27 protein-coding genes are annotated in these 24,923 nt (G+C 73.9%); 19 read left to right on the forward strand and 8 right to left on the reverse strand.

From position 1 onward, the window contains the following. The first annotated feature begins 4 nt into the window (after positions 1-4). The 4 genes from GD632_RS01210 (at position 5) to GD632_RS01225 (ending at position 3,909) form a co-directional block, all read left to right on the forward strand. Positions 5-424: a DUF3817 domain-containing protein gene (locus GD632_RS01210; RefSeq protein WP_152187800.1), complete on the forward strand. Its 420-nt coding sequence runs from the start codon at positions 5-7 to the stop codon at positions 422-424. Positions 425-426: 2 nt separating this feature from the next. Beyond that, the gene (gene guaA, locus GD632_RS01215) at positions 427-2,031 is read left to right on the forward strand and encodes a glutamine-hydrolyzing GMP synthase (protein WP_152188358.1); all 1,605 of its coding nucleotides are present in this window, start codon (positions 427-429) and stop codon (positions 2,029-2,031) included. Continuing rightward, positions 2,028-3,206, forward strand: a complete 1,179-nt coding sequence (locus GD632_RS01220) for a glycosyltransferase family 4 protein (protein WP_152187803.1) — start codon at positions 2,028-2,030, stop codon at positions 3,204-3,206. Before guaA ends, GD632_RS01220 begins: the two co-directional genes overlap by 4 nt. A 184-nt stretch (positions 3,207-3,390) precedes the next feature. Then, a complete protein-coding gene (locus GD632_RS01225; protein ID WP_152187805.1) occupies positions 3,391-3,909 on the forward strand; it encodes an aromatic ring-opening dioxygenase LigA in 519 nt (172 codons plus the stop codon). A 74-nt stretch (positions 3,910-3,983) separates the two neighbouring features. Here GD632_RS01225 and GD632_RS01230 read toward each other — a convergent pair whose 3' ends face one another. Together GD632_RS01230 and GD632_RS01235 are read right to left on the reverse strand one after the other, a co-directional pair. Further along, positions 3,984-4,196, reverse strand: a complete 213-nt coding sequence (locus GD632_RS01230) for a hypothetical protein (RefSeq protein WP_152187808.1) — start codon at positions 4,194-4,196, stop codon at positions 3,984-3,986. Beyond that, on the reverse strand, positions 4,193-5,743 hold the full coding sequence (locus GD632_RS01235; protein ID WP_226924392.1) for a PspC domain-containing protein: 1,551 nt from the start codon (positions 5,741-5,743) through the stop codon (positions 4,193-4,195). Before GD632_RS01235 ends, GD632_RS01230 begins: the two co-directional genes overlap by 4 nt. Before the next feature lie 148 nt (positions 5,744-5,891). Here GD632_RS01235 and GD632_RS01240 point away from each other — a divergent pair, with 148 nt between their 5' ends. Together GD632_RS01240 and GD632_RS01245 are read left to right on the forward strand one after the other, a co-directional pair. Continuing rightward, complete coding sequence (locus GD632_RS01240; protein WP_226924394.1) at positions 5,892-7,136, forward strand: ATP-binding protein; 1,245 nt, start codon at positions 5,892-5,894, stop codon at positions 7,134-7,136. Between the two features lies 1 nt (position 7,137). Beyond that, positions 7,138-7,812, forward strand: a complete 675-nt coding sequence (locus GD632_RS01245) for a LuxR C-terminal-related transcriptional regulator (RefSeq protein ID WP_152187814.1) — start codon at positions 7,138-7,140, stop codon at positions 7,810-7,812. Positions 7,813-7,910: 98 nt separating this feature from the next. Here the strand turns inward: GD632_RS01245 and GD632_RS01250 are convergent, their stop codons facing one another. The 4 genes from GD632_RS01250 to GD632_RS01265 form a co-directional block, all read right to left on the reverse strand. Next, positions 7,911-8,510 (reverse strand): OmpA family protein, encoded by a 600-nt coding sequence (locus GD632_RS01250; protein ID WP_152187816.1) that lies wholly within the window; start codon positions 8,508-8,510, stop codon positions 7,911-7,913. A 5-nt stretch (positions 8,511-8,515) separates the two neighbouring features. After that, positions 8,516-9,184 (reverse strand): hypothetical protein, encoded by a 669-nt coding sequence (locus tag GD632_RS01255; RefSeq protein WP_152187818.1) that lies wholly within the window; start codon positions 9,182-9,184, stop codon positions 8,516-8,518. An 86-nt stretch (positions 9,185-9,270) separates the two neighbouring features. Beyond that, a complete protein-coding gene (locus GD632_RS01260) occupies positions 9,271-10,458 on the reverse strand; it encodes a serine/threonine-protein kinase (protein WP_152187820.1) in 1,188 nt (395 codons plus the stop codon). Beyond that, on the reverse strand, positions 10,455-11,102 hold the full coding sequence (locus GD632_RS01265; RefSeq protein WP_152187822.1) for an RNA polymerase sigma factor: 648 nt from the start codon (positions 11,100-11,102) through the stop codon (positions 10,455-10,457). The genes GD632_RS01260 and GD632_RS01265 overlap by 4 nt, the downstream gene beginning before the upstream one ends. A gap of 90 nt (positions 11,103-11,192) precedes the next feature. Between GD632_RS01265 and GD632_RS01270 the strand changes: the two genes are divergently transcribed. The 11 genes from GD632_RS01270 to GD632_RS01315 all read left to right on the forward strand — a co-directional run bounded on the left by GD632_RS01270 (position 11,193) and on the right by GD632_RS01315 (position 22,669). Further along, positions 11,193-11,534: a hypothetical protein gene (locus GD632_RS01270; protein ID WP_152187824.1), complete on the forward strand. Its 342-nt coding sequence runs from the start codon at positions 11,193-11,195 to the stop codon at positions 11,532-11,534. A gap of 7 nt (positions 11,535-11,541) precedes the next feature. Beyond that, the gene (locus GD632_RS01275; RefSeq protein ID WP_152187826.1) at positions 11,542-12,027 is read left to right on the forward strand and encodes a DUF456 domain-containing protein; all 486 of its coding nucleotides are present in this window, start codon (positions 11,542-11,544) and stop codon (positions 12,025-12,027) included. A 40-nt stretch (positions 12,028-12,067) separates the two neighbouring features. Continuing rightward, entirely contained in the window at positions 12,068-14,515 is a 2,448-nt protein-coding gene (gene pcrA, locus GD632_RS01280; protein ID WP_152187829.1) for a DNA helicase PcrA, read from the forward strand. Positions 14,516-14,598: 83 nt separating this feature from the next. Then, entirely contained in the window at positions 14,599-16,485 is a 1,887-nt protein-coding gene (locus GD632_RS01285) for an acyltransferase family protein (RefSeq protein WP_152187831.1), read from the forward strand. Continuing rightward, on the forward strand, positions 16,442-17,071 hold the full coding sequence (locus GD632_RS01290) for a DNA-3-methyladenine glycosylase I (RefSeq protein ID WP_152187833.1): 630 nt from the start codon (positions 16,442-16,444) through the stop codon (positions 17,069-17,071). The genes GD632_RS01285 and GD632_RS01290 overlap by 44 nt, the downstream gene beginning before the upstream one ends. Positions 17,072-17,140: 69 nt before the next feature. Then, positions 17,141-17,269: a hypothetical protein gene (locus GD632_RS16335; protein ID WP_264371869.1), complete on the forward strand. Its 129-nt coding sequence runs from the start codon at positions 17,141-17,143 to the stop codon at positions 17,267-17,269. A gap of 145 nt (positions 17,270-17,414) precedes the next feature. Next, entirely contained in the window at positions 17,415-18,020 is a 606-nt protein-coding gene (locus GD632_RS01295) for a class I SAM-dependent methyltransferase (protein ID WP_152187835.1), read from the forward strand. 28 nt (positions 18,021-18,048) lie between these two features. Continuing rightward, positions 18,049-19,008, forward strand: a complete 960-nt coding sequence (locus GD632_RS01300) for an aldo/keto reductase (protein WP_226924396.1) — start codon at positions 18,049-18,051, stop codon at positions 19,006-19,008. A 124-nt stretch (positions 19,009-19,132) separates the two neighbouring features. Next, positions 19,133-20,293 carry an ADP-forming succinate--CoA ligase subunit beta gene (gene sucC, locus GD632_RS01305; RefSeq protein WP_152187837.1) on the forward strand — a complete coding sequence of 387 codons (1,161 nt, stop codon included), beginning with the start codon at positions 19,133-19,135 and terminating at the stop codon, positions 20,291-20,293. A 15-nt stretch (positions 20,294-20,308) separates the two neighbouring features. Further along, positions 20,309-21,229: a succinate--CoA ligase subunit alpha gene (sucD, locus tag GD632_RS01310; protein ID WP_152187839.1), complete on the forward strand. Its 921-nt coding sequence runs from the start codon at positions 20,309-20,311 to the stop codon at positions 21,227-21,229. A gap of 162 nt (positions 21,230-21,391) precedes the next feature. After that, positions 21,392-22,669: a cell division protein PerM gene (locus GD632_RS01315; protein WP_152187841.1), complete on the forward strand. Its 1,278-nt coding sequence runs from the start codon at positions 21,392-21,394 to the stop codon at positions 22,667-22,669. A 1-nt stretch (position 22,670) separates the two neighbouring features. On the opposite strand, the gene GD632_RS01320 is transcribed toward GD632_RS01315, so the two are convergent. Continuing rightward, positions 22,671-23,219 carry a type 1 glutamine amidotransferase domain-containing protein gene (locus GD632_RS01320; protein WP_152187843.1) on the reverse strand — a complete coding sequence of 183 codons (549 nt, stop codon included), beginning with the start codon at positions 23,217-23,219 and terminating at the stop codon, positions 22,671-22,673. 73 nt (positions 23,220-23,292) lie between these two features. After that, a complete protein-coding gene (locus GD632_RS01325) occupies positions 23,293-23,706 on the reverse strand; it encodes a hypothetical protein (protein WP_152187845.1) in 414 nt (137 codons plus the stop codon). 38 nt (positions 23,707-23,744) lie between these two features. On the opposite strand from GD632_RS01325, the gene purN reads away from it, so the two are divergent. Further along, on the forward strand, positions 23,745-24,353 hold the full coding sequence (purN, locus tag GD632_RS01330) for a phosphoribosylglycinamide formyltransferase (RefSeq protein WP_152187847.1): 609 nt from the start codon (positions 23,745-23,747) through the stop codon (positions 24,351-24,353). Positions 24,354-24,357: 4 nt separating this feature from the next. Then, the gene (locus GD632_RS01335; protein WP_152187850.1) at positions 24,358-24,909 is read left to right on the forward strand and encodes a DUF6434 domain-containing protein; all 552 of its coding nucleotides are present in this window, start codon (positions 24,358-24,360) and stop codon (positions 24,907-24,909) included. Positions 24,910-24,923 lie beyond the last annotated feature (14 nt).

Here is a 24,923-nt window from a genome sequence, read left to right on the forward strand (position 1 = left end):
CGCAATGAGCGAGGAGACCACGGCCGCAGCGGCGACCGCACCGGGTGCGGCGCTGCGGGCGGAGCGCGAGCGCAAGGCGCGCGGGGCCTGGAGGTTCTACCGGGCCATGGCATTTGTCACAGGCGTCATGCTGCTGCTCCTGTGCGTGGAGATGATCCTGGTCTACCTCGTCGGGGTGGGGCCGGAGGTCGAGGCGTGGATCGGGTGGATCCCCTTCGCGCACGGCTGGATCTACGTCGTCTACCTCGTCAGCGTCTTCAACCTGTGGTCGACGATGCGCTGGGGCCTGGGCCGGATGGCGGCGCTCGTCGTCGCCGGTGTCGTCCCCGTCCTGTCCTTCGTCATGGAGCACCGCGCCCAGGGCTGGTTCGCGGCGGACCTGCCCGGCGTCGTCGCCCGCCCCGCGGCTACCCTGGCGAGGTGAGCATGAGCGACGCCCCGACCGACGCCCCCACCACCGCCGAGCGCGCGGCCACGCCGCAACCCGTCCTCGTCGTCGACTTCGGCGCCCAGTACGCCCAGCTCATCGCGCGCCGTGTGCGCGAGGCCGGGGTGTACTCCGAGATCGTCCCGCACACGATGGCGGCCGAGCGGGTCCTGGAGAAGGACCCCGCCGCGATCATCCTGTCCGGTGGCCCCTCCTCGGTGTACGCGGAGGACGCCCCGGGCGTCGACCCCGGGCTCTTCACCGCCGGCGTGCCCGTCCTCGGCATCTGCTACGGCTTCCAGGCGATGGCCTCCGCGCTCGGTGGCACCGTCGCGCGCACCGGCGACCGCGAGTACGGCGCGACCGTCGTCGAGCTGCGCGGCGCCGGGTCCCTCCTCGCGGGCACGCCGGAGCGCCAGCAGGTGTGGATGAGCCACGGTGACGCCGTCCAGGAGGCACCGGAGGGCTTCGAGGTCCTCGCCACCTCCCCGGGCGCGCCCGTCGCGGCCTTCGAGGACCGCGGCCGCCGCCTCTTCGGCGTCCAGTGGCACCCCGAGGTCAAGCACTCCGACTTCGGCCAGGCCGCGCTCGAGCGCTTCCTCTACGACGGCGCCGGCCTCCAGCCGACGTGGACCGCCGGCAACGTCATCGCCGAGCAGGTCGCCGCGATCCGGCAGCAGGTCGGTGACGCGCGGGTCATCTGCGGCCTGTCCGGAGGCGTGGACTCCTCCGTCGCCGCGGCCCTCGTCCAGAAGGCCGTCGGGGACCAGCTCACGTGCGTCTTCGTCGACCACGGCCTGCTGCGTGCCGGCGAGGCCGAGCAGGTGGAGCAGGACTTCGTCGCTGCCACCGGCGTCAACCTCAAGGTCGTCGACGCGACCGAGCAGTTCCTCACCGCGCTCGCCGGGGTCACCGACCCCGAGGCCAAGCGCAAGATCATCGGCCGCGAGTTCATCCGCACCTTCGAGGCCGCCGCCCGCGAGATCGTCGAGGAGGCGGGCCAGGACGAGGAGGTCCGCTTCCTCGTCCAGGGCACCCTCTACCCCGACGTCGTCGAGTCCGGCGGCGGCGAGGGTGCGGCGAACATCAAGTCCCACCACAACGTCGGCGGGCTGCCCGAGGACCTCCAGTTCGAGCTCGTCGAGCCGCTGCGCACGCTGTTCAAGGACGAGGTCCGCGCCGTCGGGCTCGAGCTCGGGGTGCCCGAGGGGATCGTGTGGCGCCAGCCCTTCCCCGGGCCGGGGCTGGGCATCCGCATCGTCGGCGCCGTCGACGCCGAGCGGCTCGCCGTGCTGCGTGCCGCGGACGCGATCGCCCGAGAGGAGCTCACCGCCGCCGGCCTGGACCGCGACATCTGGCAGTGCCCGGTGGTCCTCCTCGCCGACGTCCGCTCCGTGGGCGTCCAGGGGGACGGCCGTACCTACGGCCACCCCGTCGTGCTGCGCCCCGTCAGCTCGGAGGACGCGATGACCGCCGACTGGACGCGCCTGCCCTACGACGTCCTGGCCCGCATCTCCAGCCGCATCACCAACGAGGTCCCCGAGGTCAACCGGGTGGTCCTCGACGTCACGAGCAAGCCGCCCGGCACCATCGAGTGGGAGTGAGGGTCCTCCACGTCTCGGACTGCTTCCCGCCCCGCACGGGGGGCATCGAGATGCAGGTCCACGACCTGGCGAACGCTCAGGCCCGCGCCGGTCACGACGTCCACGTCGCGACGGCGACGGCGGGGGCGGACGGGACTCGCCGGGCCACCCGGGTGCTGGGCTCGGGCGTGCGCGTCCACCGGATGGCCTCCGCCCTCACCCTCGGCCTGCCGGTCAACCCACGCGGCCCCTGGCTGCTGCGGGAGGCGGTCGAGCGGCTGCGTCCGGATGTCGTCCACGTCCACGCCGGCGTCGTCTCGCCCTTCGCCCTCGACGGTGTGGCCGCGGCCCGCCTCACCGGGGTGCCGCTCGCCATCACCTGGCACTGCATGCTCGACGGCGTCGTCACCGGTTTCGGGGCGCTCGCCCGGCGCAGCGAGACGCTGCGGTCCCGGGCCGCGGTCTCCGCGGTGTCGAGCGCGGCGGGTGAGCGGGTGGCGCGGATGCTCGGCCGCGAGGACGTCTCGGTCCTGCCCAACGGCCTCACGGTCGCCGACTGGCGCCCGGCCGGGGCACCGCGCGTCCCGGACGGCACCCTGCGGCTCGTCGCGACACAGCGGCTGGCGCCGCGCAAGCGCCCGGCACCCCTCGTGGAGGTCGTCGCCGCCGCTCACCGCCGGCTCGGGCGCGGCCCCGGAGGTGCTCCGCGCGTGCACCTCACCCTCATCGGTGCGGGACCTGAGGAGCACCGGGTGCGCGCGCTCGTCGCGCGGCTCGGGCTCGAGGACGTCGTCTCCCTCACCGGCGGCCTGCCCCGGGCGCAGCTCGTCGCGCGCTACGCCGGGGAGGACGTCTTCGTCGCCCCCGCCCGGCTCGAGGCCTTCGGCGTCGCCGGGCTCGAGGCGCGGGCGGCCGGGCTGCCGGTCGTCGCGGGCCGAGGCACGGGCCCGAGCGAGTACGTCGCCGACGGGGTCGACGGGCTGCTCATCGCCGACCGTGCCGACGGGCTCGACGACGCCGCCGCCGACGCCGCCCTCACCGACGCGGTCGTCCGGCTCGCCGAGGACCCCGCGCTGCTGCGTCGCCTGCGCGAGCACGCGCACGCGACGCCCCCGCCCTTCGACTGGGCGGACGTCCGCGGCGCCTGCGACGCGCTCTACGCCCGGGCTCGCACCCCTTTCCCCGCCGCCCGCTGAGCTGTCCCGGTCATAGCTCAGCGCTCAACGGCCGAGGGTGACGCGGCTCACGGTCGCGGCCTCTCGCCCTGCTGCCGGTCTGGGACCATGGGCCCGGAAACGGACATTCCGGAATGCCAGGATTGTCCTCAGAAGCCCAGAACGGGCCTCACGGCACAGAGCCACTTGTTGAAAGGACGACACCATGAGCACCACCCGCGGCACCGGCATCGCCCGCATCGCCAGCATCCTCGCGATCGTGGCCGGCATCATCTTCATCGTCGCCGGCGGCGTCACCTGGGGCATGGTGACGAGCCAGCTCAAGGCCGAGAACATCACGGTCCCGGAGGACGCCGCGTTCCTCGCCGGTGCCGAGGTCCAGGGTCCCTTCTCCGCCTACGCCCAGGCCGACATCATCAACACCCACGCGCTGGCCGCCACCAACGGCGCCACCTACGCCGAGCTCGGCGCCCTGGCCGGTGAGGCCGAGGCCGCCGGCGACACGGAGGCCGCCGCCGAGTACCAGGCGCAGCGCACGACGATCATGAACGCCTCCTTCCTCCGCGCCTCGCTCTTCACCTCGGTCGTCTCCTACGGCGTCGCCGCCCTCGTCATCGGTCTCGGCGCCCTGCTCGTCGTCATCGGTCTCGGGATGAACCAGCTGGCCAAGGTCCCCGCCGCCGTCGACGCGGGCCGCGAGCCGGTCCGTCAGCCCGTCGCCTAGCACCCCCGCTCCACACGCCGAGAGCCGGACCCCCAGGGGTCCGGCTCTCGGCATGTCCGCTCTCGGCAGGGTCCTCAGTCGGAGCGGGTGAGGAGGGCCTTGACGAGCAGGCCCACGCCGGCGAGGGCGAGGAGCGCGATGAGTGCGGCCTGCAGGTCGACGGTGACACCGGCGCCGACGGCGAGGACCCCGAGCCCCAGCAGGAGCAGGATGATCCCCCAGACGACGGTCCCCACTCGGGGGCCGGTGCGGACGGGTGACGGGTCGGTGTAGTCGGTGTCGCTCATGACGTCTCCTCGATGTAGATCTGGCCGAAGGTGACGGCGGCGTCGACGACGATCGTCGGGCCGCGGCCGTCGCCCTCCTGGACGAGGGTGGTGCTCAGGCCGGCGCCGTTGACGATCGTGTCGCCGGAGGACCCGCTCGTCGGCATGCCGGGCCCGGACCAGTCGTCGTCGAGCGGTCCGACGACCTCCCCGGCCGTGACCGCGGCGTTGATCGTGACGTCAGCGTCCTCCGGGACCACGAGGTTGAGGTTGCCGAAGGTCACGCTGACGGGGACGGTCGCGTCCTCCTCGAGGTCGGACAGGTCGACGACGAGCTCACCGGTGACGAGGGAGTAGCCGGCCTCCGCCTCCGTCGCGGTGCGTGGGGTCCACGTCGGGTCCCCGGCCCAGGTGCTGGCGTCCGTGCCGAAGCGGGCGAAACCGGGCAGCGTGGCCGCGGCGGCGGCCGCCGGCACCATGACGAGCGCGACGAGCAGGGCGACGACCCCGATCCCGCCCTGGCTGCGGCCCCTGAAGCCGCTGACGAGGACCCCGGCACCGAGGACGGCGAGGACCCCGCCGCCCGCGACGAGCCACGGGTTGGCGTCGAGGGCGCCCTGGTGGTGGGCGAGGGCGACGCCGGCGGCGCCGAGGAGGCAGACCGCCAGGACGAGGCTCGTCATCCGGGACCCGGGCCCCGGGACGGGCGGGCGCGGAGGGACGGGCGGTTGCGGCGGAGGCGTCTGCCCGCCGCTCCACCCCGTGCCGTCCCAGCCGCCCGAGCCGCCGGCGCCCGAGCCGCCGTGCCAGCCGGCGCTGCCGTGCCAGCCCGCGCCGCTGCCGTGCCAGCTGCCCTCACCCGGCGCGGTGGCGCCGGGAGGTGCCGCGGGCGCGGTGGGCTCGGGAACGTCCTCCGTGGTCGTCCCGGTCGTCGCGGACATGGGCAGGGTGGGCGACTCGATCACCTCCGTGGACGAGGAGGTCTCCCCGGTGGCCGGGGCTGGGGTTGCGGGCATGGCGTCCTCCGGGACGTCGTAGGCGGGCCGCGGCGCGGCGGCCGGGGGCGGGGGAGCGGCCGGGCCGGCCGCGAAGGGGGGCGGGGCGCCCGGTGCGGGCGGCGTCGTGTCGCGGTCCTTGCTCACGACGACGAGGACGATCACCGCGGCGACGATGAGCACCCACGGGGCCGACCACCAGGTGGCGCCCCACCAGAAGACCGGTCGGCTGAGACCGATGACGAGGACGGCGGCAGCGCCGGCGAGGGCGATGTCGATCTTCCCGCGCAGGGCCTCCTCGAGGTGGATGCGGCCGTCGGCCTCCTCGGGGAGCAGGGCCCAGCCCAGGCCGTACAGGACGAGACCAAGCCCGCCGAAGAGCGTGACGACGACGAACAGTCCCCGCACGAGCAGCGGGTCCAGGCCGTAGCGGCGGCCGATGCCGGCGGCCACGCCGCCGGCCCACCGGTCGGCGGGACGCCAGATGCCGATCCGGCGGACCGACTCGAAGAAGCCGCTGGTCGGTGACGGGGGAGGTGAGGGAGGGGTGTGCGGTGCACTCTGGCCGTTCATAGGACCAGCAAAGCGCGGGCCGGCCGCCCTGGGTATCGGGGAACCCCCTGATCGGCACCCCGGTCGGTGGCGAGCGGGACCCGGGGGCGACCCTGGTCCTCGCCCGGGGGACTCCCGGTGGGGGCCCGCGGCGTGTGACGATCGGGCCGTGACGACCTCCCTTCCCGAGCGGCTGCCGCTGCGCCGGCCGGTGGCCGAGCGGCGGATCGGTGGCGTGTGCACCGGCCTCGCCGCGCACCTCGGCGTGCCCGTGGCGCGCGTCCGCCTGGCCATGCTGCTGTCGGTGCTCGCCTTCGGGGCCGGGATCGTCCTCTACGGCTGGCTGTGGGTGCTCGTGCCCAGCGGCGAGCCCGAGGACGCGGCCGAGGCGGCCCGGCCCGCGGCGTCCGTGCGCCTCGCGCCGCGGCTGCGGAGGATGGGCCGGGTGGTCCCGGCGACCGACGTCGTCGTCGGCCTGCTCCTCCTCCTCGCCGCGGGCGCCGTGCTGCTGTGGCGGGCGGACGTGCCGCTGCCCAACGAGTGGCTGGTGCCGCTCCTCGTCGTCGTCGGCGGCGCGGCCCTCGTGTGGACCCAGCTCGACGCGTCCCTCTCCGGGCAGGAGGCCGCGCCGGCGCCCCGGTGGCACCGGGTGGCGCGCGTGGGCGGCGGGCTGCTCCTCGCCGTCGTCGGCATCGTGCTCCTGCTCGGGCGCGGTCTCGGCGCCGACGAGCTCCTGTCGGGGATCCTCGCGAGCACCGCGATCCTCGTGGGCATGGCCGTCGTCCTCGCCCCCGTGTGGCTGCGCCTCGTGCGCGACCTCAGCGCCGAGCGCACCGCCCGCGCCCGGGAGTCCGAACGGGCGGACATCGCCGCCCACCTGCACGACTCCGTGCTGCAGACGCTCTCCCTCATCCGCGCCCGTGCCGACGACCCCGACCAGGTCGCCCGGCTGGCCCGCGCGCAGGAGCGCGAGCTGCGGCAGTGGCTCTACGCCGACCGGCCAGCCGCCGGCACCTCCGTGGCCGCCGCGCTGCGGGAGGTCGCCGCGGAGGTCGAGGACCGGCACGGGGTGGCCGTCGACGTGGTGACCGCCGGTGACCGGAACCCGCACGCGACGACCGAGCCGCTGCTGGCCGCCACCCGGGAGGCGCTGCGCAACGCCGTCGTCCACGGCGCACCGCCCGTGTCCCTGTACGTCGAGGTCGGCGACGACGCGACGGAGGTCTTCGTCAGGGACCGGGGACCGGGCTTCGACCCCTCGGCGGTGCCGGCGGACCGGCACGGGGTGAGGGACTCGATCGTCGGCCGCTTGGAACGGCACGGCGGCAGTGCGACGATCCGTACGGGACCGGGCAGCGGCCTGGAGGGCACGGAGGTCGTGCTGCGGATGCCCGAGCCGGCGACAGGGGAGTGAGATGAGCACGACACCAGAGGACGGTCGGCTGCGGGTCGTCGTCGTCGACGACCACGCCCTCGTGCGCAGCGGGGTGCGCAGCGAGCTCGAGGCGCACGCCCCGGACCTGCGGATCGTCGGGGAGGCCGCGGACGTCGAGTCCGCCGTCGCCGTCGTCCACGAGACGCGGCCCGACGTCGTCCTGCTCGACGTCCACCTGCCCGGTGGGCGTGGCGGCGGCGGGATCGACGTCATCACCGGCTGCCGTGACCTGCCGGCCCGTTTCCTCGCGCTGTCCGTGTCGGACTCGAGCGAGGACGTCGTCGGTGTCATCAGGGCCGGCGCCCGCGGCTACGTGACCAAGGCGATCACCCCGACCGAGCTCGCCGACGCCGTGCGCCGGGTGGCCGGTGGGGACGCCGTCTTCTCCCCGCGGCTGGCCGGCTTCGTCCTCGACGCCTTCGGCACCGCGGCGAAGGACATCGCCACGACCGACGACGAGCTCGACCGGCTCTCCGCCCGCGAGCAGGAGGTCATGCGCCTCATCGCCCGTGGCTACTCCTACAAGGAGGTCGCGGGCGAGCTGTTCATCTCGGTCAAGACGGTGGAGACCCACGTGTCCGCGGTGCTGCGCAAGCTCCAGCTCTCCTCGCGCCACGAGCTGACGAGGTGGGCGGCGGTCCGCCGCCTCATCTGAGGCTGCCGCGCCGGACTCCCGTTCTTGGGTGTGGGTTCGTGGACTCCTGCGGTCCAAGGACCCACACCCAAGGCCTGCGGGCGGGCAGCCCCTCGGGCTCAACCGGTGTAGGCGATCTCCACCCGGCGGTTGGCGGCGTAGGTCGACGGATCCTCGGGGTCCTCGTCCACGGCGGGGTCGGAGTCGCCGACGCCCGAGACGTCGAACTCGAGGTCGGGACGCTCGGAGCGCAGGGCGTCAGCGACCGCCTCGGCGCGGTTCTCCGACAGCTCCTGGTTGTCGAAGTCGTGGCCGGTGGGCTGCTGGGAGTCGGTGTGGCCGGTGACTTGGACGGTGGCGCCGTCGGGGACGTCGGCGACGAGTCCGGCGATCCGGCCGGGTCCGCTGCTCGGCAGCTCCCAGCTGTTCTCGGGGAACAGCAGGTCGCTGGACAGGGAGATGGTCGTGACGCCGTCGTCGACGTTGCGGGCGTCACCGAGGGACTCGACGTGCGCAGCCGGGTCGAAGACGCGGACGCTGTCCGCGGTGGAGAAAGCGATGACGGAGTCGTGGAGCATGGCGGTCGTGACACCGCCCTCCGGCTCCGGCGGCGGCTCGTGGACTGTCTCGGCGGCGGCGGTCACGGTGCCCGCGGCGAGGGCGAGGCCGAGGGCGGCGGCGAGTACATGCGGCGTGACTCGAGGCAGGGGTCGGGTCATCGGGGTCACCGCTCGATCGTCACGTCGGGGAACTCGACGAGGTTGACGCTGACGTTGATGGTGTCGATGTCGTCCTCGGGCGCCGCGAAGTGCGCGGTGTAGGACACCGTCTGGCCACTGCTGTAGCGGTGGCCGTTCCCGCTGTCGTCGGTGGCCCAGCCCGTATTTCCGCCCTGGCTGCCGATGACGGTGTACTGCTTGAGGTTCTCCCGGTCGTTGAGGACCGGCTGCACGCGACTGTTACCGAACATGTGCCACAGCCGCATCGTGTCGTCGCCACGGAACTCCGGGGTGATGCTGAGCTCGAGCACCATGACCTCGCCCTCGACGCGCAGCGAGTGCAGGCCCACCGTGACCGTGGCCTCGTCGCGCTCGTCGGCACCCGGGACGTCGAAGACCGCGGTCTCGATCGCGTCCTCGGGGCCCGCGACCGTGCGCACAGCGGAGCCGGAAGCCGCGGCGGTCTGGTCCTCGTCCTTGTCCTCCGCCAGCGGGTCCTTGTCCTCGGGCTCCTGGTCGGCCGAGTCGCTCTCAGCGGCCTCGGTGGTCTGCTCGGCGGTCGGCTGCTCGGTCTCGAAGTCGGCGGGCTCGTCCCCACCGCAGGCGGTGAGGGTGGCCGTCGCGAGGACGGCCAGGCTGAGGCTGGCGAAAGTGCGGCGCACTGAGCGGGACATGTGATCTCCAGTTCGAGGACGTCGGGATGGTGTCTGTGAGTCGCGAACGCATGGGCGGAAGTTGCATGAGGTCGGTGTGACCTGTGTCACTCGGTGACCGTGAGGTGGTGGACACTCTCCAGGTCCGTGCCGTCGGGGGCTCGGGCGCGCAGGACCACGCGCGCCGTCCCGGGGGACCTGGCCGTCGTCGACACGTCCGGCTCGTCGAGGACGAGCGAGCCGGACGGCATGGTCCACACCCAGCTGTCCACCCCCTCGACGAGGGCGGTGAAGGTGGCTTGCTCACCGACCGTGATCTCCGAGGGCCCCTCGACGGCGACCGTCGCGCTGCCGGAGCGGTCCGGCACCCCGCCGCCGGCGATCCAGGTGCCGCCGACGAGCCCGCCGACGACCGCAAGGACGAGAGCGAGCGACGCCCCCAGGACCGCACCGCGCCGCCAACGCCGGCCGTCCGGCGCCGGGGCGGGGCGCTCCGACGCCGGCGGCGGGGGTGGCGTGAGCGCGGCCTCGACGTCGGTGAGCCAGGACGCGACGTCGGGGTGCCGGTCCTCGGGGTCGTCGGCGGTGCTCCGACGCAGGGCGGTGAGCAACGCGGGCGCTAGGTCCCCGCCCTCGCACATCCACAGCAGCAGCGCCGACATCGCCCAGAGGTCGGCGCGCGTGTCGACGACACCGGGCCCGTGCTGCTCCGGCGGACGGAATCCCTGCGTTCCACCAGCCACCGTGAGGCCCGAGTTGAGCGCAAGGTCCTTGCACATGCCGAGGTCCGCGACGAGCATGCGCTCGTCCGGCCGGACGACGGCGGAGACGAGCGTGGGCTCGGGCTGCGGGGAGGTGGAGCGCAGCAGGATGTTGCCTGGGCTGAGGTCCCGGTGGACGAGCCGGGCGCGGTGGACCGCCTCGACTGCGGCGGCCAGCGACCGGGCGGTGGCGAGGACGTCGGCGGTGCCCGGCGTCCACCCGCGGTTGCGCAGCTCGGCGACCCGGGCCGCGAGGGTGCCGCGGTCGGCGTGCTCGAGCACGAGGTAGGGCTGCTGACGCTCGGACTCGCCGATGTCGTGGATCGTCACGACGTGCGAGCTGCTCACCCGGCGCAGCGCGCGCCCCTCGGCGATGAACCGCTCGCGCACCTCCGGGTTGAGGCTGTGGTTCTCCGCCAGCACCTTGACGACGACGACGTCGTCGAGCCGGTCGTCCACCGCGCGGTGGACGGTGGCGAAGGACCCGACGCCGATGACCTCCTCGAGCCGGTAGCGCCCCAGCCGTCCGGTCATGGCGTCGCGTCCTCGGGCGTGGTGCCCGGGTCGCGCAGGGCGGCGGCGACCAGGGCGCGCCCACGGGACACCTGGGACTTCACCGTGCCGACGCTGCGCTCGAGCCGTTGCGCGAGCTCCGCGTAGGTCAGACCCTCGACGTCGCGCAGGGTGACGGGCTCGCGGTAGGGGTCGGGGAGCGAGGCGAGGACGTCGCGGACGGTGGCGCGCGTGGCGATGATCGAGCTCATCCGCTCGGCGGGCCCGAGGTCCTCCGGGGGCAGTGGCACGGTGGCACGCTGCCGGCGCAGGTGGTCGACCACCCGGTTGCGCACGATGCGGTGCACCCACGTGGTGACGCGCGCCGCGCCGGTGAAGGAGTGGACCGAGCCGGCGACCGAGACGAGGACGTCCTGGGCGACGTCGTCGACGGCTGACTCGTCGAGCAGGCTCGCTCGGACGAAGCGGTGGACCACCCCGGAGCCGTCGAGCGCCTCGACGAGCAGCTCGACGGCGAGCGACGAGCCGGCGGCCGCCGCGTGGGCGAGCGCGTCGAGAGGTGGCTCCACGCCGAACCGTGCGAGGAGCCGGCGAGCCTCGATGGCGTCGCCGGCGACGACCGCCGTACGCAGGGCGGCCTGCACGTCGTCGCCGCCCGAGACCATGCGACGAGGCTATCGCGCGGCCGGTCCCCGGGTCCGCCGGTCCGCGGGCCGACCCGGCCTCCTGCCCCGGCGCTCACCTACGCTGACGGCATGACCGTCGTGTACAACATCCTCCTCGTCCTCCACCTCGTCGGCTGGGCCATCGTGCTCGGCGGGACGGTGACGAACCTGCGCACGCCGCGCCTGGCACCGGGCGTCCTGCACGGTGCCCTCACCGCCCTCGTCACCGGGGTGCTCATGGTCGGGGTCGCCGAGGCCGCCCTCGACGCCGAGCTCGACCACGTGAAGATCGCCGTCAAGCTCGTCGTCGCTGCCGTCGTCACCGCACTCGTCGTCGCGGCCGGGCGTCGCAAGGAGCCCAGCCGGGGCCTCATGGGCTCGATCGCCCTGCTCACCGTCGTCAACATCGCCGTCGCGGCGCTGTGGCGATGAGCCGCTGATGCCGCTCTGGGGTGAGGCGATCGTCCTCCTCGTCGTCGTCATCGGGATCGTCGGCGCCGTCGTCCAGGTGGTGCCCGGTGGCGGCACGCTCGTCGGCATCGCCGTCGTCGTGTGGGCGATCGTCACCGGCGGCAGCGTCGGATGGACGGTCGGGATCATCGCCGCGGTCGCCGTCGTCGCCGCGGAGGTCGGCAAGTACGTGCTCGCCGGCCGCTACCTCGGACGGGGCGGGGTGCCGGGCCGGACGCTCGTCGTCGGGGCCGTGCTCGGCGTCGTCGGGTTCTTCGTCATCCCGGTGATCGGACTGCCCATCGGCTTCGTCGTCGGTGTGTACGGCGCGGAGAGTGCCCGGCTGCGCGACCAGCGCGAGGCCCGGCGCTCCACCGGGCTGGCGATGCGCGCCGTCGGGCTGGCGATCCTCGTCGAGCTGTCCGGCGCCCTCGTCACCACCGCCGCCCTGCTCATCGGCATGTGGCAGACCTGACGCCCGGAGTGTCGGTGGCAGCACCTACCCTGGAGTTGCCATGACCTCGCTCTTCGACAACCTCCCCGGTCTCCTCGGCGGCGACCGCCCGCCCCTGCCCGCCGCCGTCCCCCCGCGCGACGACGACACCCCCGCTGCGGCGGAGGTCCGGCCGCGCGCCGCCGAGCTCCTCGAGGGGCTCAACCCGCAGCAGCGCGCCGCCGTCGTCCACGAGGGCGGCCCGCTGCTCATCGTCGCGGGCGCCGGCTCGGGCAAGACCCGCGTGCTCACGCACCGCATCGCCGGGCTGCTCGCCACCGGACGCGCCCGGGCGGGAGAGGTGCTGGCCATCACCTTCACCAACAAGGCCGCGGCAGAGATGCGTGAGCGCGTGGGCGAGCTCGTCGGGCCTGTCGCGCGCCACATGTGGGTCTCGACCTTCCACTCCGCCTGCGTGCGGATCCTGCGCCGCGAGCACGCGGCCCTCGGACTGCGCTCGAGCTTCTCCATCTACGACGCCGCGGACTCCCAGCGCCTCATGGCCCTGGTCATGCGTCAGCTCGACCTCGACCCCAAGCGCTACCCGCCCAAGGCGTTCTCCCGGAAGGTCTCCGACCTCAAGAACGAGCTCGTCGACCCCGACTCCTTCGCCGCGGGGATCAGCGAGGGCAACGCCTACGACTCCGCGCTCGCCCAGGCCTACCGCCAGTACGACGCCCGGCTGCGGCAGGCCCACGCGCTCGACTTCGACGACATCATCATGCAGACGGTCAACCTGCTCCAGGCCTTCCCGAACGTGGCCGAGCACTACCGCCGCCGTTTCCGCCACGTGCTCGTCGACGAGTACCAGGACACCAACCACGCCCAGTACGTCCTCATCCGCGAGCTCGCCGGGGTGACGGACGGCGCGGACGGCCTGGAGCCCGCCGAGCTCACCGTCGTCGGTGACGCCGACCAGTCGATCTACGCCTTCCGCGGTGCCACGATCCGCAACATCCTCGAGTTCGAGGCGGACTACCCCGACGCGACGACCATCCTGCTCGAGCAGAACTACCGCTCCACGCAGAACATCCTCACCGCCGCCAACGCCGTCATCTCGCGCAACCCGAACCGCCGCGCGAAGAACCTGTGGACCGACAGCGGTGCCGGCCCCGAGGTGGTCGGCTACGTCGCGGACTCCGAGCACCAGGAGGCCCGGTTCATCGCCGAGGAGATCGACCGCCTCGGCGACTCCGAGGGCGTGCGGCCCGGCGACGTCGCCGTCTTCTACCGCACCAACGCCCAGTCCCGGGCGCTGGAGGAGGTGCTCGTCCGCGTCGGCATCCCCTACAAGGTCGTCGGCGGCACGCGCTTCTACGAGCGCAAGGAGATCAAGGACGCGCTCGCCTACCTCCGCGCCGTCGCCAACCCCGACGACGCCGTCAACCTCCGCCGCATCCTCAACGTCCCCAAGCGCGGGCTGGGGGAGCGCGCCGAGGCGATGCTCGCCGCCCACGCCGAGCGCGAGCGGATCTCCTTCGGCGGCGCGATCGAGCACGCCGCTGCTCCCGACGGCGCCGCCCCCGAGGTCCTCGGCCTCGCCACCCGCGGGCGCACCCAGGTGCGTAGCTTCCACGAGCTCATGACCGGCCTGCGCGACATGCTCGCCGCCGGGGCGGGCCCGGCCGAGATCCTCGACGCCGCCCTCGACCGTTCCGGCTACCTCGCCGAGCTGCGGGCCAGCGAGGACCCGCAGGACGCCACCCGGGTGGAGAACCTTGCCGAGCTCCACGCCGTCGCCGCCGAGTTCTCCCAGAGCGACCCCGACGGGGACCTCGGGGACTTCCTCGAGCGCGTCGCCCTCGTCGCCGACTCCGACCAGATCCCCGACGACGACTCCGCCAACCAGGGGCAGGTCACCCTCATGACCGTCCACACCGCCAAGGGCCTGGAGTTCCCGGTCGTCTTCGTCACGGGCCTGGAGGACGGCACGTTCCCGCACCAGCGCTCGCTCACCGACGAGGATGAGCTCGCCGAGGAGCGGCGCCTGGCCTACGTCGCGCTCACCCGGGCGCGCAAGCGCCTCTACCTCTCGCGCGCGGCCGTGCGCACCGCCTGGGGCATGCCCCAGCAGCTGCCGCCGAGCCGCTTCATCTCCGACATCCCCGAGGAGCTCCTCGACTGGCGCCGCGCCGAGTCCTCCACCGACGCGCTGCGCGGCGGCGGCTGGGGCTCCGGCGGCTTCGGCTACGGCGGGGGCCGCCCCGCGGGTGGCAGCGGCGCGCGCAGCGGCCCGGTGCGTACCCGTCGCAGCGAGCCGGAGACCCCGAGCTTCGGCTCGGCGGCACCGCGCCCCGCGGGGGACATCCCCGGCTTCGACATCGGCGACAAGGTCACCCACGACTCCTACGGCCTGGGCACCGTCGTCGGCCTCGAGGGCTCCGGTTCCAGCGCGGTCGCGCAGATCGACTTCGGCGGCGGCCAGGTCAAGCGCCTCCTCCTGCGCTACGCCCCGGTCACCAAGCTCTAGACGAACACGCGTGCGGCGCGGCTCCCACCGCGGGCGGCGCGGCGGACCTAGCCTGACCCCGACACGACTGTCGAGGAGGGCGGATGGCTCAGACCGCCGCGCCGGCTCGTCCCGCGCGCACCCGTACGACCTCCCGTCGTGCCCCCGCCCGGACCACCCCCGGGGCCGGGCACATCCACGGCCTGGACGGCCTTCGGGCGCTCGCCGTCGGCGCGGTGCTCGTCTACCACCTGCGGCCCACCTCGCTGCCCGGTGGCTTCCTCGGCGTCGACGTCTTCTTCGTCATCTCCGGCTTCCTCATCACCACCCTGCTCCTGCGTGAGCTCGGCAGGAAGGGCCGCGTCGACCTCCCGCAGTTCTGGCTGCGGCGGGCGCGGCGGCTGCTGCCGGCGCTGGTGAGCGTCGTCGTCGTCAGCGTGAGCCTGGCGGCCGTCGCGGGCGGTGACCTGCTCGTCAACATCGGCCGGCAGGTGCTCGGGGCGCTCACCTTCTCCAACAACTGGCTGGAGATCGGCGCGGGCTCGAGCTACTTCGCGCAGACCTCACCGCTGCTGTTCGTCAACTTCTGGTCCCTCGCGGTCGAGGAGCAGTTCTACCTCCTGTGGCCCCCGCTGCTCGGCCTGCTCCTCGCGCTGACGAGCACCGGACGCCAGCGGGTACGCGTCGCGCTCGCCGTCGCCGCCGTCTCCGAGCTCCTCATGGCGGTCCTGTACACACCGGGCGAGGACGCGACACGCGTCTACTACGGCACCGACTCCCACCTCTTCGGCCTCATGGTCGGGGTGGCGCTCGCCTTCGCCTGGGCCGCCCCGCGCAGCTGGCTGCACTCCGCGGCGTGGCAGCGCTGGCGGCAGCCCGCCGCGCTCGTGGCCCTGGCCGGCCTGCTCACGCTCATGACGGTCCTCCACGAGGACTCGGCGCTCACCTTCCGCGGCGGCATCCTCGCCGCCTGCCTCCTCACCGCCGTGCTCGTCGCGGCCCTCCTCGGGCCGGTGGGCCTCTACCAGCGGCTGCTGCGGATGCCGCCGGTCGCCTGGGTAGGGGAGCGGTCCTACGGCATCTACCTGTGGCACTGGCCGCTCATCCTCGTCCTCACCGAGCTGCTGCCCGCCACGACGTACGACTCCGTGCTCAGCTGGACCACCCGGGCGCTGGCCCTCGTCCTCACCCTCGTGGTGGCGGGCGCCTCCTACCGCTGGCTGGAGATGCCGGTCCGCCGGGAGGGCTTCGCCGGGGTGTGGCGCCGGTGGCGCGCCGCCCTGCGCGGAGGCAGGCGCGCCGCTCAGGTGGTGGGCGGGGCCGCCGTCGTCCTCGTCGTCACGACAGCCGTCGCCGTGGCGACCGCGCCGACGACGTCGCTGACCCAGCAGCAGATCGAGGCGAACGAGGAGCTCGTCGCCGCCTCCGCCGCCGAGAGCGAGGCGCCCGAGCCGCTGCCCGCCGACGCCGACTGGACCGTGCCCACCGGCGAGGAGATCAGCGGCTTCGGCGACTCGATCATGGTGACGAGCGCCCACGGCCTCGCCGACCGGTGGCCGGAGATCGCGCTGGACGCGAAGTCGAACCGGCAGTGGCCCGACGGGCTCGCCGCGATCGAGCAGGCCGTCGAGCAGGGCACCGTGCGCCGCGCCGTCGTCCTCGACTTCGGGACCAACGCCGGGGTCGGTGAGCCGGACGTCGTCCGGGCGGCGCTCGACGCGCTCGGCCCGGGCCGGATGATCGTCGTCGTCAACCTCTACGGTGGCTCCTATTGGATCCCCGAGGCCAACGCCGCGCTCGCGGAGGTCGTGGCCGACTACCCCAACGCGCTCATCGCCGACTGGTACGCCGCCATCGACGCCGAGCCGGACAAGCTCCAGTCCGACGGCATCCACCCCGGCATCGAGGGCGGCCACCTGTACACCGACGTCGTCGCCGAGGCCTTCGATGAGCTGTCCGAGCGGCTGCTGGAGGAGTCCGCCGGTGAGTGACGTCGTCCTCGGTGAGGACGGTCTGGCCCGCCCGGCATGGGCCGCGACCGACCCGCTGCTGCGCGAGTACTACGACGCCGAGTGGGGCATGCCGGTGCGTGACGAGCGCGGCCTCTTCGAGCGGCTCAGCCTCGAGGCCTTCCAGTCCGGGCTCTCGTGGGTGACGATCCTGCGCAAGCGGCCGGCCTTCCGCGCCGCCTTCGCCGGTTTCGACCCCGACGCCGTCGCCGCCTTCGACGACGACGACGTCGCGCGCCTCATGGCCGACGCCGGCATCGTCCGCAACCGGCGCAAGGTCGACGCGACGATCACCAACGCCCGCGCGACGGTCGCCCTCCGGGCCGAGGGTGGGCTGCCCGCGTTCGTCTGGTCCTTCCAACCGGCCGACACGCCCCGGCCGCGCACCGGCGCGGAGGTCCCGACGACGTCGCCCGAGTCGGTCGCTCTCGCGAAGGCGCTCAAGGCGCGCGGCTTCCGGCACGTGGGCCCGACGACGATGTTCGCGCTCATGGAGGCCGTCGGCATCGTCGACACCCACCTCGTCGGCAGCCACCGGCGCGGGTCCTCGGGGGTCTGGTCGGGGTAGCCCTCCGGATGCCGCGCCGCCGCCGTGGTCCTAACCTCGGCACCGAGCAGACGGACGGAGGAGCGAACGGTGGGACGAGAGACGCCTGAGGCAGCGCACGACCCGGTGGAGTCGGCGGACGCCGCCGGCGAGCAGGAGGCCTCGAGCCTCGAGCGGGCGGGGGAGGCCGAGGAGGCCATCGAGGAGCGCCTCGACTAGTCGCCCGGGTGTCGCTGTGCTGCGCACAAGTCCCCGCGAACTGGCCTTGGTCGTCAGTTGTTCCGGCGTGTCACGCGCGTGCCGCGGACGTGTGCGCAGAACGGCGACGGCGCGCGCACACCCGGAGCGGGGAGAGGATGGACCCATGACCGAGCAGAGCAAGTGGGTCCAGATGACCCAGGCCAACCCGCAGCACTCGCACTGGTACGTCGAGCGCTTCCGGACGATGGCCGAGTCCGGCGCCGACCTCGTCGGCGAGGCGCGCCTCGTCGACGCCATGGTGCCGCGCGGGGCGCGCATCCTCGACGCCGGCTGCGGGCCGGGCCGGCACGGCGGCTACCTCGCCGAGCGGGGGCACACCGTCGTCGGCGTCGACGTCGACCCCGTCCTCGTCGCCGCCGCGCAGGAGGACTTCCCCGGCGCGACGTGGGTGGTCGAGGACCTCGCCGAGCTCGACCTGCCCGCTCGCGGGATCACCGAGCCGTTCGACGCGATCCTCTGTGCGGGCAACGTCATGACCTTCCTCGCGACGAGCACCCGGCGGGAGGTGCTGCGCCGCATGGGCCGCCACCTCACCCACGACGGCCGCGCCGTCATCGGCTTCGGGGCCGACCGCGGCTATGAGTTCGACGACTTCCTCGGCGACGCCGTCGCCGCCGGCCTCGTGGCCGACCACCTGCTGTCCACCTGGGACCTGCGCCCGGCCGCCGAGGACTCCGACTTCCTCGTCGCGGTGCTCCGCCGCGCCTGACCGACCGAACCGACCCCGAGAGGACCTCGTGACCGAGACCACCACCGCCCTGCCCGTCGGCGCCTCCGAGCTACGCGTCTCCCCGCTCGGCCTGGGCACCAACACCTTCAACGACCCCGCCGACCCCCAGCAGTTCCACACCGTCCTCGACGGCTTCGTCGAGCGGGGCGGCACGTTCGTCGACACCGCGGACATGTACTCCTACTGGGTGCCGGGCAACGCCGGCGGGGAGTCCGAGACGATCATCGGCCAGTGGGTGGCCGACCGCCGCAACCGCGACGACGTCGTCATCGCCACCAAGGTCTCCGCCAAGCCCGACCTGCTCGGCCTCAAGGCGGAGACGGTCGTGCGCGGCGCCGAGGACTCCCTGCGCCGCCTGCGGACCGACTACATCGACCTCTTCTACGCCCACTACCAGGACGACGAGACGCCGATCGTCGAGAGCGCCGCGGCCTTCGACCGCCTCGTCACCGAGGGCAAGGTCCGCGCCGTCGCGCTGTCCAACTTCTCCGTGGCCGCGATCGAGGAGTGGTTCGCGGCCTGCGAGGAGAACGGCTTCGCCAAGCCCGTGGCGCTGCAGCCGCGCTACTCCCTGGTCTCGCGCGAGTACGAGACCGGCCTGGCCGGCGTCGCCCAGCGCCTGGGCATGTCCGTCTTCCCCTACCAGGTCCTCGCCGGCGGCTTCCTCACCGGCAAGTACCGGACCGAGGCCGACACCGAGGGCCGTGCCCGGGGCGGCGCCGTCAAGCGCTACCTCACCCCGGAGGGGCTGCGGGTCCTCGACGTGCTCGACGCCGTCGCCCGCGAGCACGGCACCGAGCCGGCCGCCGTCGCCCTCGCGTGGGCGACGGCGAACGGCAAGGTCACCGCCCCGCTCGCGGCCGCGACGAGCACCGCCCAGCTCGACCAGCTCTTCGCCGCGGTGGCCCTGGAGCTGACCGCGGAGCAGGTGCAGCGCCTCGACGAGGTCTCCGCCAGCTTCGTGTGAGACGCGCCGGGCCGGTCCTGGGAGGACCGGCCCGGTGGGCCCTTGTCTAGACGGGCGGGTACAGTGGACGGAGATGTCTCGATGTCGAGGCATTCCGAGAGACGTCGATGAGAGGACTGACCTGGTGGACCTTTTCGAGTACCAGGCACGGGACGTGTTCGAGAAGCACGGGGTACCCGTCCTGGGCGGCATCGTGGCGACCACGCCGGCGGAGGCGCGCGCCGCGGCCGAGCGGCTGGGAGGCGGGACCGTCGTCGTCAAGGCGCAGGTCAAGACCGGTGGCCGCGGCAAGGCGGGCGGCGTCAAGCTCGCCCACAGCCCGGAGGAGGCCGAGGCCCGCGCGGCCGAGATCCTCGGCATGGACATCAAGGGCCACACGGTCCACCGCGTGATGATCGCCGAGGGCGCGAAGATCGCCGAGGAGTTCTACTTCTCGGTGCTGCTGGACCGCGCCGAGCGCCGCTACCTGGCCATGGCCAGCGTCGAGGGCGGCATGGAGATCGAGCAGCTGGCCGTCGAGCGCCCCGAGGCGCTGGCCCGTGTGGCCGTCGACCCGGTCGTCGGCATCGACGAGGCCAAGGCCAACGAGATCGTCCAGGCCGCCGGCTTCGCCGCGGACGTGGCCGACGCCGTCGCCGACGTCATCCAGAAGCTGTGGACCGTCTACGCGAACGAGGACGCGACCCTCGTCGAGGTCAACCCCCTCGTGCGGACCGAGGACGGCGCGATCATCGCCCTCGACGGCAAGGTGACGATCGACGCGAACGCCGACTTCCGCCACCCCGAGCACGCCGAGCTCGAGGACAAGGACGCCGCCGACCCGCTCGAGGCCAAGGCCAAGGAGCTGGGCCTCAACTACGTCAAGCTCGACGGCGAGGTCGGCATCATCGGCAACGGTGCGGGCCTGGTCATGAGCACCCTCGACGTCGTCGCCTACGCGGGCGAGCAGTACGGCGTCGGCCCGGCGAACTTCCTCGACATCGGAGGCGGCGCGAACGCCGAGGTCATGGCCAACGGGCTGGACGTCATCCTCGGTGACGAGCAGGTCAAGAGCGTCTTCGTCAACGTCTTCGGCGGCATCACCGCGTGCGACCAGGTCGCCAGCGGCATCGTCCAGGCGCTGGAGATCCTCGGCGACGCCGCCACCAAGCCGCTCGTCGTCCGCCTGGACGGCAACAACGTGGTCGAGGGACGTCGCATCCTCGACGAGGCCAACCACCCGCTGGTCACCATGGTGGACACGATGGACGACGCCGCGGCCAAGGCCGCCGAGCTCGCGAAGTAAGGACGGGACAACAGCATGTCGATCTTCCTCGACGCGAACTCGCGCGTCATCGTCCAGGGCATGACCGGTGCCGAGGGCCAGAAGCACACCCGCCGGATGCTCGGCTCGGGCACCCAGATCGTCGGCGGCGTCAACCCCCGCAAGGCCGGCACCAGCGTCGACTTCGACGTCACCCCCATCGGCCCCGGTGCCGAGGAGCGCACCGCGGGCTCGGTGTCCGTGCCGGTGTTCGGGACCGTGACCGAGGCGATGGACGCCACCGGCGCGAACGTGTCGGTCATCTTCGTCCCGCCGGCCTTCACCAAGTCCGCGGTCATCGAGGCCGTCGACGCGGGCATGCCGCTCGTCGTCATCATCACCGAGGGTGTCCCCGTCGCCGACACCGCCGAGTTCTTCACCTACGCGGAGAGCAAGGGCGTGCGGCTCATCGGCCCCAACTGCCCCGGCATCATCAGCCCCGGGAAGTCCAACGTCGGCATCACGCCGGCGGACATCACCGGTCCGGGCCGCATCGGCCTCGTGTCCAAGTCCGGCACGCTGACCTACCAGATGATGTTCGAGCTGCGGGACATCGGCTTCACCACCGCCATCGGCATCGGTGGGGACCCGGTCATCGGGACCACCCACATCGACGCCCTCGCGGCGTTCGAGGCGGACCCCGAGACCGAGCTCATCGTCATGATCGGTGAGATCGGCGGCGACGCCGAGGAGCGGGCCGCGGCGTTCATCAAGGAGAACGTCACCAAGCCGGTCGTCGGCTACGTCGCCGGGTTCACCGCGCCCGAGGGCAAGACGATGGGCCACGCCGGCGCCATCGTCTCCGGCTCCTCCGGCACGGCCGAGGCGAAGAAGGAGGCCCTCGAGGCCGCCGGCGTCAAGGTCGGCAAGACCCCGAGCGAGACCGCGCGCCTGGCCCGCGAGCTGCTCCAGGGCTGAGCCCACCCGCACCACCGGCGGCCCGTCGCGCACCCGCGCGGCGGGCCGCCTGCGTGTCCCGGCCCGGGAGGCGGCAGCGCCCGGGACACGGATCGGACACAACGCCACGACACGCCGCCGCCTTCGCGCGCCCACGCCGCGCGGTCACCGACGATGGATGGGATGACGACGACGGTCCACCCCCAGGTGAGCGGCCCCGCCCGCCGCGCGCCGCGGCTCCCCGAGGCCTGGCTGCGTGCCACCCTGGCGGGGATCGAGGCCGCGATCATCAGCTGGCTGCTCGTCGTCGTGCCCACGGTCGCGACCTACGTCGCCACCGCCGCCGCACCGCTGCTCGGCAACGCGAGCTGGACCGACGCCGCGGCCATCGGCACCGGCGTGTGGCTGCTCGGCCACGGCGCGGCCGTCGACGTCGGCGAGGCCGGCGTCGTCTCGCTCGCCCCGCTCGGCACCAGCCTCGTCAGCGCCGCCCTCGTCTACGGCGGCGCCCGCCGCGCCCGGCTGCGCCGGCCCGCCACCGCCGCCTTCGCCCTCGGGGGCTTCGTCCTCAGCGTCCTCGGCCTCTCGGCCGTCGTCCCCGGGCCTGCCGGCCGCCCCACGGTCGCGCTCGGAGCGCTCGCCATCGGTGGGGGCGCCCTCCTCCTCGCGCTGTGGCGCGCCCGCACCCCGCGGCCCGCGGGGTGGCTGCGCCTGCGTGAGGCCTCCCCGGGCTGGGTGCGCGCCGGCATCCGGGGCGCGTGGCTCGCGCTCGCCGGCCTGCTCGCCCTCGCGGTCCTCGTCCTCGCCGTCGGGCTGGTGAGCGGGATCGTCACCGTCCTCGAGCTCCACGAGGCGCTCGCGCCGGGCCGGCTCGGCACCGTCGTCCTGCTCCTCGGCCAGCTCGCCTACCTGCCGACGATGGTCGTGTGGGCCCTGGCCTGGCTGTGCGGTCCCGGCTTCGCCGTGGGGCGGGGCACGCTGTTCTCCCCGGGCGAGGTCGTCACGGCGCCGCTGCCCGCCTTCCCCGTGCTCGGCATCCTGCCCGAGCCGGGCGGCACTCCGGCCCTCGGGCTCGTCGTGCTCCTGCCGGTGCTCGTCGGCGCCGCCGTGGGGGCGTGGTTGCACCGCAGGCGCTTCCAGGAGCGCTGGTGGCAGTCCGCGCTCAGCGGCGTCGTCGCCGCGGCCACGCTCGCGGTCCTCGGCGCGCTGCTCGCGGCGGCCGCCTCCGGCAGCATCGGGCCCGGCCGGCTCGCGACCGTGGGGCCCTCCGCCCCGGCCGTCGCCGGCGCCCTCGCCTGGCAGACCGCCCTGGGCGCCGTCGTCGTCCTCCTCGCCCTGCACCCCCAGGTGCACGACGCCGTCGGGCGCGGCTCACGCGCCGTCCGCGCGAGGGTGACCCGCAGGAACGACGACGGCGGCGCGGGCTCCGCGCCCACGCCGCCGTCCGCCTCGCCCGAGTAGGTCAGGCCGTCTGGCCGTCGTGCTCGCCCTCGCCGATCTCCTCGACGAGCTTGTCGCAGAAGGCCGGCAGGTCGTCCGGCGTGCGGCTCGAGACGAGCCCGGCGTCGACGACGACCTCCTCGTCCACCCACGTCGCCCCGGCGTTCTTGAGGTCGGTCCTGAGGCTCGGGTAGGACGTGAGCGTCCGGCCCTCGAGGACCTCGGCGTCGGTGAGGATCCAGCCGCCGTGGCAGATGACGCCGACCGGCTTGTGCTGGTTGAAGATCTCCCGGACGAATGCGACGGCCGCCTCGTCCATGCGGAGCTTGTCCCCGTTGACGACGCCGCCGGGCAGGACCAGGGCGTGGAAGCGGTCGGGGGTGGCGTCGGCGGTGGTGAGGTCGACCTGCTGCTCGTGACCGTTCTTGCCGGTGATCGAGCCGGACTCCGGGGAGATGAGCACCGCCTCGGCGCCCTGGGACGTCACGGCCTCCCAGGGCACGGTGAGCTCGGAGTCCTCGAAGCCGTTGGTCGAGAGGAACGCGACGGTCTTGTTCGTCAGCTGGGCCATGGGTGTGCCTCCTTGGGTCTGGGGTTCGCCCTCCACGCTAGGAGCGTTCGGGCCATCCCGCTTCCCGAGGGCGTCAGGGCCGCAGGAGCATCCGCTGGGCACGCTCCTCGAGCCCGGTGAGGCAGGCGGCCTCCGCCTGGTGGGTGAGGGCGCGGTCCAGGCAGGCGTAGAAGTCGGCGTAGACGGGCCACAGGAGGGCCTGGAGCCCGGTGAGGAGCACCATCGCCGCCGCGATACCGAGCCCGACGACGACGAGCACGAGCATCGCCCCGCCCACCCGGGCGCGCCGCATCCGCACGAGGCCGATGACGCCGAGGACGGCCGCGAGCAGCCCGAGCAGCCCCGGCACGAGCGGCAGCGGCCACGGCGGACGCGTCACCGACAGCCACAGGCCCACGAGCAGCACGACCGAGAACCAGAGCACCGGCCGGGTCGCGGCGCGGACCGCCTCCTCGTTCGGCGGCGCAGCGGGCTGGTCGCGGGACATGCGCCCAGTGTTCCATCCCGGCCGACTACCCTCGGCACGTGCCCACACGAGTCGTCGTCCTCATCTCCGGCGGGGGATCGAACCTCGCTGCCCTCCTCGACGCGGCCCGCGACCCGGGCTACGGCGTCGAGGTCGTCGCCGTGGGGGCGGACCGGCTCTCCGCCGGCGGGCTCGCGCTCGCCGAGCAGGCCGGGGTGCCCACGTTCGTCGAACGCCTCGGTGACCACCCCGACCGGGAGTCCTGGGACCGTGCGCTGACCGCCGCCGTCGCGGCCGCCGAGCCCGACCTCGTCGTCTCCGCCGGGTTCCTCAAGCTGTGCGGGCGCCACTTCCTCGAGCGCTTCGGTGGGCGCTACCTCAACACCCACAACTCCCTGCTGCCCGCCTTCGCCGGCATCAACGGCCCGCGCGACGCGCTGGAGTACGGGGTCAAGATCGCCGGCGCCACACTCTTCGTCGTCGACGAGGGGGTGGACACCGGCGCGATCGTCGCCCAGGTCGCCGTGCCCGTCCACGACGACGACACGGTGGAGACCCTCACGGAGCGGATCAAGGTCGCCGAGCGCGCCCAGCTCGTCGAGCAGGTGGGCCGCCTGGCGAGGCTGCCGTGGCGGGTCGAGGGCCGGCGCGTCGTCGTCGACGGCTGAGCCGGTGGAGGAGACGCGCCCGCCCGTGACGGCCGTGCGCAGCGGTGCCGAGCTGCGCCGGTGGTACTGGCTGCGGGCCGAGCTCCAGGAGCTCGCCACGGCGCTCGGTGTCTCCCGCAGCGGCGGCAAGGAGGAGCTCCTGCGGAGGGTGGCCGCGGCCCTCGACGGCGAGGCGGTGCCCGCCGCCGCCCCACGGCGGCCGGCGGCGCGCCAGCTCACCGCGCCGGTCGGTCCGGGCACCGTGATCCCGGCCGGGCAGCGGTGCAGCCTGGTGCTGCGCCAGTTCTTCGCCGCGGCGGTGGGCCCCGGGTTCCGCTTCGACGAGCACATGCGGGAGTTCATCGCCCACGGCGAGGGCCGCACGCTGGCCGAGGCGGTGGAGCACTGGCACCGCACCCGCGGCCTGCCGCCCGGGCACGTCGGGGAGCAGTTCGAGTACAACCGGTTCACCCGCGCGTGGTTCGCCGCGCACCCCGGGGGAACGCGCCGAGAGTGCCGGCGGGCCTGGTGGGAGCACCGCGGGCTGCCCGTCGACCGGCGCGGTCCTGTCGGCTGAGCAGCGCCCGGTAG

This window comes from Georgenia satyanarayanai, from assembly GCF_009193135.1.
GTDB classification, from domain to species: Bacteria; Actinomycetota; Actinomycetes; order Actinomycetales; family Actinomycetaceae; genus Oceanitalea; species Oceanitalea satyanarayanai.